Source organism: Desulfovibrio sp. ZJ369 (assembly GCF_011039085.1).
GTDB lineage: Bacteria > Desulfobacterota > Desulfovibrionia > Desulfovibrionales > Desulfovibrionaceae > Desulfovibrio.
Map to the genome: position 1 here is coordinate 102,358 of NZ_JAAKEI010000006.1, position 7,409 is coordinate 109,766.

The 7,409-nt window shown below is 61.7% G+C and carries 6 protein-coding genes and 1 tRNA gene; 2 read left to right on the plus strand and 5 right to left on the minus strand.

The annotated features are described in order from the left end of the window. Positions 1-33: 33 nt before the first annotated feature. The 3 genes from argF to G7Y51_RS03585 form a co-directional block, all read right to left on the minus strand. The gene (argF, locus tag G7Y51_RS03575; protein WP_165175009.1) at positions 34-1,053 is read right to left on the minus strand and encodes an ornithine carbamoyltransferase; all 1,020 of its coding nucleotides are present in this window, start codon (positions 1,051-1,053) and stop codon (positions 34-36) included. A 72-nt stretch (positions 1,054-1,125) separates the two neighbouring features. Continuing rightward, on the minus strand, positions 1,126-1,674 hold the full coding sequence (locus G7Y51_RS03580) for an N-acetyltransferase (RefSeq protein WP_165175010.1): 549 nt from the start codon (positions 1,672-1,674) through the stop codon (positions 1,126-1,128). Positions 1,675-1,755: 81 nt separating this feature from the next. Then, on the minus strand, positions 1,756-2,130 hold the full coding sequence (locus G7Y51_RS03585; protein ID WP_165175011.1) for a hypothetical protein: 375 nt from the start codon (positions 2,128-2,130) through the stop codon (positions 1,756-1,758). A gap of 422 nt (positions 2,131-2,552) precedes the next feature. Between G7Y51_RS03585 and G7Y51_RS03595 the strand changes: the two genes are divergently transcribed. Next, positions 2,553-3,968 carry a histidine-type phosphatase gene (locus G7Y51_RS03595; protein ID WP_165175013.1) on the plus strand — a complete coding sequence of 472 codons (1,416 nt, stop codon included), beginning with the start codon at positions 2,553-2,555 and terminating at the stop codon, positions 3,966-3,968. A gap of 179 nt (positions 3,969-4,147) precedes the next feature. Here G7Y51_RS03595 and G7Y51_RS03600 read toward each other — a convergent pair whose 3' ends face one another. Beyond that, the gene (locus G7Y51_RS03600; RefSeq protein ID WP_165175014.1) at positions 4,148-5,164 is read right to left on the minus strand and encodes an alpha-hydroxy-acid oxidizing protein; all 1,017 of its coding nucleotides are present in this window, start codon (positions 5,162-5,164) and stop codon (positions 4,148-4,150) included. A gap of 210 nt (positions 5,165-5,374) precedes the next feature. Continuing rightward, positions 5,375-5,451: transfer RNA gene (locus G7Y51_RS03605), tRNA-Arg, on the minus strand. Positions 5,452-5,716: 265 nt separating this feature from the next. Here G7Y51_RS03605 and G7Y51_RS03610 point away from each other — a divergent pair. Further along, the gene (locus G7Y51_RS03610; protein WP_165175015.1) at positions 5,717-7,051 is read left to right on the plus strand and encodes a cyanophycin synthetase; all 1,335 of its coding nucleotides are present in this window, start codon (positions 5,717-5,719) and stop codon (positions 7,049-7,051) included. The last annotated feature ends 358 nt before the right edge of the window (positions 7,052-7,409 follow it).

A 7,409-nucleotide genomic window follows, 5' to 3' on the forward strand; every position in this document is an offset into this window, starting at 1 on the left:
CCTTGAAATGCTTCAGGAACTGACCACCTGGTCTTACTCTTCAAATGTCAACGGCTCTTCCGCCAGTGTGGCCACCATCACGGCCTTGATGGTATGCAGGCGGTTTTCCGCTTCCTCAAAAGCCATGTTGCGGGGCGACTCAAAAACATCGTCGCTCACTTCCATGCACTCAAGGCCGAAACGTTGGTAAATGTCCTCGCCCACCGTGGTTTCGCGATTGTGAAAAGCGGGCAGGCAGTGCAAAAACTTGCAGTCCGCATTGCCTGTTCTCTCCATGACCCTTTGATCCACGCGGTAGGGCGTGAGCAGGTCGATGCGCTCTTTCCAGACAGCATCCGGCTCGCCCATGGAGACCCAGACGTCTGTGTACAAAAAATCGCAGCCTTGCACGCCTTCATCCACATTTTCCGTGCGCGTGATCCGCGCGCCGGTGCGCCGGGCGATGCTCCGGGCCATCTCAAAAACCTCGTCCGAGGTCCAGAGCAATTTGGGCGCCACGGAACGAAAATCCACGCCGAGCATGGCCGAGCCGATCATCAGCGAGTTGCCCATATTATAGCGCGCGTCCCCCAGATAGGCCAGGGTCTGGCGGTTCAGGGGCCTGGCGCAGCATTCGCGCATGGTGAGCATGTCGGCCAGAAGCTGCGTGGGATGCCACTCATTGGTCAGGCCGTTCCAGACCGGCACCGTGGCGTGTTCGGCCAGGGCCTCCACCCGGCTTTGGCCATAGCCGCGATATTCAATCCCGTCATAAAAACGGGAAAGCACGCGGGCCGTGTCGGCCATGGATTCCTTTTTGCCCATCTGCGAGCCTGAAGGCCCCAGATAGGTGACGTGCGCGCCCTGATCATGGGCGGCGACCTCAAAGGAACTGCGCGTGCGCGTGGAGTCTTTTTCAAAAAGGAGCACAATGTTTTTGTCCTTCATGAATTTGGGTTCTTGCCGCGCTTTCTTGGCTTTTTTGAGGTAGGCCGCCAAATCCAGCAAATAGGTCAAATCCTCAGGCGTGAAGTCGGTTTCCTTCAGAAAATCCCTGTTTTTCAATCTGTTCATGCACTGTGCCTCTTTCTGTCTGATGCAAGCCAATGGCTGCATTGCAATGCGAGCTTGCGGGATTGCCGCGCCTCACAGCGTGAGGATCATGCCTATTTCGTCACAGCAGTAAAATTTCGGGCATTTGCTGCACTCCACCCAGACAATGGGGGGCATGGTCTCGCGCTGGAATTCCTGAAAACCGCAGCGCTCGAAAAAAGGCGCGGCCAGAGTGAAAACAAACGCCCTGGGGATGCCCAGGCCCCGACAGCGCTCCACCAGCGCCTGCACCAGACGCCTGCCCAGGCCCTGCCCCTGACAGGAGGCGTGCACGGCCACGGAGCGGATTTCGGCCAGATCCTCCCAGAGCACATGGACCGAGCCACAGGCCACCACGGTTTCCCGGCCGGTGTCCGCGGCGGGCGCGGTCGCCACCATATAGTCCTGAATATGCTGGTAAAGATACTGCGGCCCCCGCGCCAGCATGACATTGGAAGAGGCATACTGGTTGATCAGAGCCGACATGCCGTGCACGTCCTGCACTTTGGCCGCGCGCATGGCAAGGGCGTTGGAGTCGCCGACGTGCACCTCAGGCACAGCCGCGGCCTCCCCGAGATGAAAACGTGGAATGGCTATGGGCATCTCAGTATTTCCGTTTGTGGTTTGCGGGCCCTGGCGGAGAAAAGCAGCCTTGCCGCGGCCCGTGTTGTGCGCGACTCTGGCTCAGGCCCGCGTGAGCGGAACCGGGCCGCCCTGGAGCTTTGCCAGCATGGCGCTGCATTCCGCGGCGGGCATGGGTCTGGCAAAGACGAAGCCCTGCACGAAATCACAGCCCGTTGCGCGCAAAAAATCCACGCCGAAATCATCCAGAGAACAGCGGAAGCCATGTTCTTGCAGCGCAAGGATCAATTCCCGGAAATTCTCGCCGGACAGGGGCAGGGATTTGGCGCATTCCAGTTCCAGCAGGCCGTCGGGAGATGCCGGCCCCATGCGCATAAATTCGTTATTGTCGTTGACTTCCTTGAGAATGGGCATGACCTTGTCGCGCGGCGCGTGCGCAAGCGTGATTGCCACGCCGCGCAAAATCTGAAAGTCCATCGCGATTTGCCTCTGGAACAAGGCGTGGAGTTGATTTATCGTATCATAGAGGTAGAGTGCGTTTTCTCTTTCGGTTTGCTGGCCGATCTGCCACAAGAGCAAAAGGCTGCAAGCGAGAAAAACAACGCCGATGAGAGCGACTGCCGCATATGTGCGTCTGATTTGCTGCGAGCCCCTGGACATGCCGCCTGACCCCAAAAAGTATTTCAAACTTTATGTATACCCCGTTATGCAACATAGCTCAAGCCCGACCGCGTGAAGATGTATGCGCGCTTTCAATGAAAATGATATTGCAACTATATGAAATTCAAAACGAATTTTTTTAGAAACGCATCGAAAAGGTGAATGTTTTGAGAAAAAGCCGGCATTGTCCCGTGTTTTTTTTGCGGCTATGCTGATGCCAATCTTGCAAGGAGGGGAGAATGCGCGTCATCCGTTTTTTTCTTTTTTTGCTGATTTGCGGGATTTTTTCCGGCGTCCCTGCTGACTGCGCCTTTGCTGGAGCTGACGGCGACAAGGCGCGTCTGCTCAAAGTTGTGGCGCTTTCCCGGCATGGCGTGCGCTCTCCGACGCAGGACATGAAAACCCTTGCGCTCTGGAGCAGCCGCCCCTGGCCGCACTGGCCCGTGCCTCGCGGTGATCTGACGGCGCGCGGCGGCCGCCTGATCACCGCCATGTGGACGGAACTGCGCGGCACGTTTATGGAGCTCGGTCTGTTGCCCCACGCGGCCTGTCCGCCGCCCGGCGCGATTTTTGTGCGTGCGGATACAGATCAGCGCACCCTGGCCACGGCCCGGGCCCTGCTCGCAGGTCTGGCGCCGGGCTGCGAGACAGGGTACGCCGTGGCCGACGGTCGCCCGGATCCGCTGTTTCATCCGGTCAAAGCCGGGCTCTGCGCCTTTGATCCCGCGGCCGCGGCCAGTGCTGTTCTCAGCATGACTCCAGGCGGCCTGGATCGCCTGCATGAGGAGTACAGCGCCCCGCTCGCGCTCATCGACCAACTGACCGCGCCGCCGGCTCCCGAACTTTGCGCCTTTTTCGCCCTGCCGCGCCAATGCCGAATCTCGGATCTGCCCACTTCCATAAGCGTTTCGCCCAAAGGGAGAAGCGTGCGCCTTTCCGGCTGCCTGGGCATTGCGTCCAGTCTGGCGGAAATATTCTTGCTGGAATACGGACAGTGGCCGGGCAGAGCCGCGGCCTGGGGGCAGGCGGACGGACAGGTTCTGGCCCGCTTGCTGCCTTTGCACAGCCGCGTTTTCGACGTGATCAACCGCGCGCCGCTTGTGGCCCGGGCCCGCGGCAGCTCTCTGCTGAAAGAAATGGCCGACGCCCTGGCGGGCAGACACTATGATCAGCGGCTCAATGCGGCCCGGCTGGTTGTTTTTGTGGGGCATGACACAAATATTGCCAATATCGGCAGCCTGTTGGGCGTAACCTGGCAGGCCCGGGGCTGGCCGCCCGACGGCATTCCGCCGGGGAGCGCGCTCTTTCTGGAGCTCTGGGGCGTGGGCGAAAGGCGTGAAGTGCGGGTGCGTTTTTACGCCCAGACGCCCGCGGCCTTGCACACGCCCCTTGCCGGCGACCATGAGCAGAGGCCAGAGCCTCCATTTTCACGGAACGCCGGGCAGGATGCGCCCCGGACCGTGAAGCCGGAGCAGGCCGGGGATGCAGCGTTATTCGCGCCCGCAGCGGCGGTTGTGACCGCGCCGCCCGTTGTCGGGGAAGCGCGCTTCAGCCTCGCGGCCTTCGAGGAACTGGTGCGTAAAAGAATCAATCAGGATTGTCTGGCCCCGCAGCAGACGCCGGCCTTGCGCCATGCAGCAGACGCGGCGCAGTAGAGCGGTTTGCTAATAAGATTAGCCAAACCGCTCTAACCGCATTTCTGGCCTGAATGCCGACGTTGAAACGCGCCGCATTTCAACGTCCATCTGCTCCGCGAGCCTCTTGCGCATGGGGACGCCGGACACGCGTTTTCCGCGTGACATACGCCGCAGCGGCGGCTTTGACCCGCGATTCTTCAGGCCAGCAGATGCGGTCCGGCCTGGCGAAGCGAGGCGCAGCCCGTGAGCAGCATGCTTTCCATGAGCTGACGCTGCAACCGCGTCAGAAACAGGCGCACGCCTTCTTCTTCTGCGCCCATGGCCGCGATAATCGCCGGGCGGCCGATCAGCACGGCTCTGGCCCCCAGGGCCAGCATCTTGAGCACATCCGCGCCGGATCGCACGCCGCCGTCCACCAGCACGGCCATCCGGCGCACGCTCCGTGCAATATCCGGCAGAGCGTCCGCCGTGCCCGGCAGAGCTTCCAGAACGCGGCCGCCGTGATTGGAAACCACCAGAGCGTCACAACCGCAGGCCTCGGCGGCCAGCGCGTCTTCCACGCTGAGAACGCCCTTGAGCATGAATTTCAGGCCCAGGGCATGGGATTTTTGCACAATTTCCGCCAATTCCTCGCGGCTTTTGGGCGAGACCGGGCGTTTGCTTTTGGCCAGCGCGGTTATGGCGGCGGTGTCAAGATCCATGCCCACAACGCGGCATCCGGCCCGGGCCACGCGTTCCAGCCGTTCAAAAAAAGCCTCTCCGGCCCAGGGTTTGATGATGGGAATCCCCCAGCCGTCAAGGCTCTGCACGGCATTCAGGCCGTTGTCAAAGACTTCGGAAGTGCCATCGCCGGTACAAGAGACGGTTCCGGCGGCCCTGGCCCCGGCAGTGACGGCCTGGGCAAAGCGCTCTTCGGAAAGGCCGTTGCCCATATTAAAGGACGTTCCGGCCAAGGGCGCGATGAGAATCGGCATTTTCAGGGGCAGGCCCAGTATTTCGCACGCGGTTTCCGGTTCGCGCAGATCGTGGATCAGCCGCAGTTTCAGATGCACTTTTTCCAACGCGCTGATGTTCGCGCGAAACGACGCGCCGCTGCGTATGCCGCCCATGCCCGGCAATTCGCCGGAGCAGGCCTTGCCGTTGCACTGCGGGCAGACCCGGCAGGCGCCGTTCATGCGTTCCCGCGCCTGACGGCGCACTGTTTTCATGTCCATGCGTCTATCCTTTGGGGTTGCGGCGACAGTAAAGGCAATTCGCGCTCTTGCGCAGGCCGGGCGTTGCACATGCCCATGCGCCCTGGATGCAGCGCTGCTTGCGTCAATGGGCAGCGCAGGCGACAGGCTCCCCGGCGTCGGCGCACTGCGGCGTTTTTGCTGAGCGACAAAAGGAGTCAGACCCGCAGGCCCGGCCTCTTGAAAAGCATGTGGCGCGCCCAGGAGGAATCGAACCCCCGACCAAGAGCTTAGAAGGCTCCTGCTCTGTCCATCTGAGCTATGAGCGCGCAAGGAGCCGAAGAAAGGCTCTGAACTTTTTTCGCAATGAATATAGAGGCAGACTCCCTTGGCGTCAAGGCGCGCTGTCTCTGCTCATTTTGACTGATGAAAAAGTCTGTTCCGCGCCCGCACGCAAAACAGGAACGCGCCCCGTGCGCGGCAATGGCGGTTCCGCGTTGCGTTTTTTCAAAGGCAAGCGGTCCGGACGCCATGCCCCGGCCAGCAAGACGTACCCCGCTGACAGGCGGAGCTCTTTCGCGTATTGTAGCGGGCATGCGCGCATCTTTTCAAAACTTTCAGCAAGTGCTGGCCTATCTGCAGGGCAAGGGCCTTTTTCACATGGATTTGAGCCTGGACCGCATGCGGCGGGCCTTGGCCGCCCTGGATCTGACCCGGCCCCCCTTTGCTGTGGCGCAGATCCTGGGCACCAACGGCAAGGGTTCCACCGCGGCTTTTCTGGCCTCGCTCTGCGCGGCCCACGGCTGCAAAACCGGCCTGTACATTTCGCCGCACTTTGTCTCCCCGGAGGAGCGCATCCGCGTGGACGGGCGCCCCTGGCCCGGCGAGAGCTGGGTGGCGCATGCCGAGAATATCCTGTCCGTGGCTCCCGATCTCACTTATTTTGAATTTCTCACGGTCCTGGCTCTGCTGATCTTCCGGGAGGAGCGCGTGGACGCGGCCGTGCTGGAGGCGGGCCTGGGCGGCCGCCATGACGCGACCACGGCCGTGGCCGCGGATTTGCTTTGCTTTACGCCCATCGCCCTGGATCACAAGGACGTGCTGGGGCCGAGCCTACGGCATATTGCCGCGGACAAGGCCGGGGCTGTGCGCGGGCCCGCGCCGATCTGCACGGCCGCGCAATTCCCCGTGGCCGCGCATTGCCTTGAAGATGCCGCGCTTGCGCATGGTGCGCCGCTGCTGTGGGCCGAGCCTTTGCCTGCGCCTTCACCGGGCGGCCCGTCTGCGGCCGGGCTGGGGCTGCAAGGGCCGCATCAGTCGGTCAACGCCGGGCTGGCGCTCGCGGCCTGGCGGCGGCTGGCCCCGTTGCTGGGCAAAAACGCCGATGATGTCAGGGCTCAGGCGCACGGCCTGGCCCGCGCTTTTTTGCCCGGCCGCCTGCAAAGCGTGCCTGCCGCGCACGATCATCCGCCCCTGCTGCTGGACGGCGCGCACAATCCCCACGGCATGCGCGCCTTGCTCACGGCTTTGCAGCAAAAAAACATCCGCCCCGCCGGAGCCGTGTTTTCCTGCCTCGGCGACAAGGACTGGCGCACTTCGGCCCTGATGCTCAAACATTTTCTGGGCCCGGCTCCCATGTTCATCCCTGCCCTGGACAACCCGCGCGCGGCGCGCGCACACGAGGTCGCCGCGGCCTGCAATGCCCTGCCTCCGGCCACGGCCGTGGCTCTGGATAATCTGCCCGAAGCCCTGACGCGAAGCGCGGCCGCTCTTGGCGCTGGAGCCACGGCCGATCCCGTTCGCCCGCTGCTGCTGCTGCTGACAGGCTCCTTGTACTTGTTGGCCGAGTTTTTTACACTGCATCCCGATCTGCTTGAGGCTCCGGCCCCTGTGCCTGCTCCGGACAGCGCGGGAACAGCCTCGGCCTGAAAAGAGGCAAACGACCGGCACAGCCCAGCCCCAAAAAGTTCCGCGCCCTTGCCTGCCCGGCACGGTCCATTGAACTGCGCGCGCCCTGCCGCAAGGGCTAAATAACCATGTGCCGGCAAGCCCCTTAGAGCGTTTTGCTCATGAAATGAGCTAGAGCAGATTAATTTTAAATTTTCCGAGAGTATTAACAATATGATGTAAATGTGTTATATCCCTCCAAAAGGAGAAACACATGGAAGCAAAGCCCGACTGCCCCAAGTGCCATGCCAGCACGGTATATCGAAGCGGAAAGATTCTGGGAAAACAACGGTATCGCTGCAAGAATTGTGGATTTCAATTTACTCGCACCACTCCACGG